This is a genomic window from Spirulina subsalsa FACHB-351, from assembly GCF_026130165.1.
Lineage (GTDB): Bacteria > Cyanobacteriota > Cyanobacteriia > Cyanobacteriales > Spirulinaceae > Spirulina_A > Spirulina_A subsalsa_A.
The window spans coordinates 1-1,573 of record NZ_JAIHOM010000245.1; the positions used below are offsets into that span (position 1 = coordinate 1).

Below are 1,573 nucleotides of genomic sequence, written 5' to 3' on the forward strand. Positions count from 1 at the left end.
GGTGGGGCGCGCCCGAATTCACGCATCGGGAGAGATTCCCTCTTGGTTGGTTGGAGAAATCCTGTCAGCTAACGGAGACTCGTAGAACGATGAATCCCCCTGCCTTCAGGCGGGGGAGAACGTCAATATGAGGCTTTCTGTTTTTGGGGGAGGTTCTAGATGCCTTTTTCCCCATTTTCTAGGGTGTCGGGGGGGTTAACGACCGGGGAAACCGACATAGGCGAAATAGGTTGCCATGGGGATAATGGTTGCAACGATTAAGAGGACCACGACCCAAACGGTGGCACTACGAGCATCGGTGTCTTCGGCGGCGGTGAATGTTCCCTCAACGTTGAGTGTTTGGGCAATTTCGGGGGGGCCGGGATCCGGTTCTCCGGAGAGGACGGCTAGGAGGCGATCGCTTGCATCGAGTAACGCCTGGTTAAACTTATTCCCCTCGCGCAATGGAGCCTGTAAGGTTTCTGTCGCAACACTCTGGGCAATATCATCAGAAAGTAAGTCCTCAAGCCCTTCTCCCACCCGAATGGCGGTGTTTTTGGTCAAGGTATCTAACACTAACAGGGTTTGATTCGCCCGGGCTTCTGGGGTGGGAAACCACTGCTCAAAGAGTTTGTCAGTTAGGCCTTCCATGGTTTCGCCATAGTCTAAGCGACGAATCACGACAAAGCGCACTTCGTTCCCGGTATTTTGGGCGAGTTGGGAGAGGGCTTTATTGACTTTCCCTTCACTGACGCGACTAATTTCATCGGCATTGTCAAATACCCAAGTTTCTGAACTGGGTTGAGTGGGGAAGCTATAGAGGCCAGTGGCTAGCGCAGGTAAGGCCATCCCAAAACTCAGGATGACCACGCACAAGGTGAGCAAAACGCCTTGCAATCCAGCCCGCTTTGGTGCAATTTTTGAGACAAAGGTTTTCATCGGGTCTTAATATTTTCAATGTTAAAGTCCATGTTTCTTCCCCTAGCTAGATGTGCTGGGGAAGTATTTTTAAGCCTATCATTGTTCGCTGCTTCTGGTGTACTGTTTGGGGTGTGGGGGAGGCACGGGAATTAAGTCTCATGGGTAACAGGAATAACGCGATTCTCGTTCCGAGACGCTAGGCGATTCTCGTTCCGAGACGCTAGGCGATTCTCGTTCCGAGACGCTACGCGAACGCCTAGAATGGGTGATGGGACTTCTGGCGATAGGCTGCTCCCTCAATCCGAAGCTTAAAAGAATCCATCGATTTTGCTCTCCCTAAGCCCCAATCCCCATAACTTGAGACAAAGAAAGAGGGAACACCCCCAAACCCAAAAATGTCTCTTTTTGCTCGGAAACTTTACGCCCTATTAGCAGGAAAATCTCTCTGTTTAGACTTCCAGTGTTTGACTCCAGATGAACACCGTACTATCTCCGCGTGGTGGACTGACCACAAAACGCTCCTAGAAGCGATCGCCAGTTCCTCAGATCCAGAAGTGTTGAATCGGTACTTATGAACTAGGTAAAAATGGACATAGTAACCCTGTCAAGAGGTAAATTTAACCAGGTGGGACTAGCTCTTTAAACCAGTGTACATAGCTAATTTTTTGGCACA

The 1,573-nt window shown here is 50.2% G+C and carries 2 protein-coding genes and 1 pseudogene; 2 read left to right on the forward strand and 1 reads right to left on the reverse strand.

From position 1 onward, the window contains the following. A pseudogene (locus K4A83_RS23850) lies at window positions 1–85 on the forward strand (RNA-guided endonuclease TnpB family protein); the annotation flags it as partial. A gap of 110 nt (window positions 86–195) precedes the next feature. Here the strand turns inward: K4A83_RS23850 and psb32 are convergent. Next, entirely contained in the window at window positions 196–918 is a 723-nt protein-coding gene (gene psb32 / locus K4A83_RS22650; protein ID WP_265266985.1) for a photosystem II repair protein Psb32, read from the reverse strand. Between the two features lie 377 nt (window positions 919–1,295). On the opposite strand from psb32, the gene K4A83_RS22655 reads away from it, so the two are divergent. After that, window positions 1,296–1,475: a hypothetical protein gene (locus K4A83_RS22655; RefSeq protein ID WP_265266987.1), complete on the forward strand. Its 180-nt coding sequence runs from the start codon at window positions 1,296–1,298 to the stop codon at window positions 1,473–1,475. Window positions 1,476–1,573: the final 98 nt, after the last annotated feature.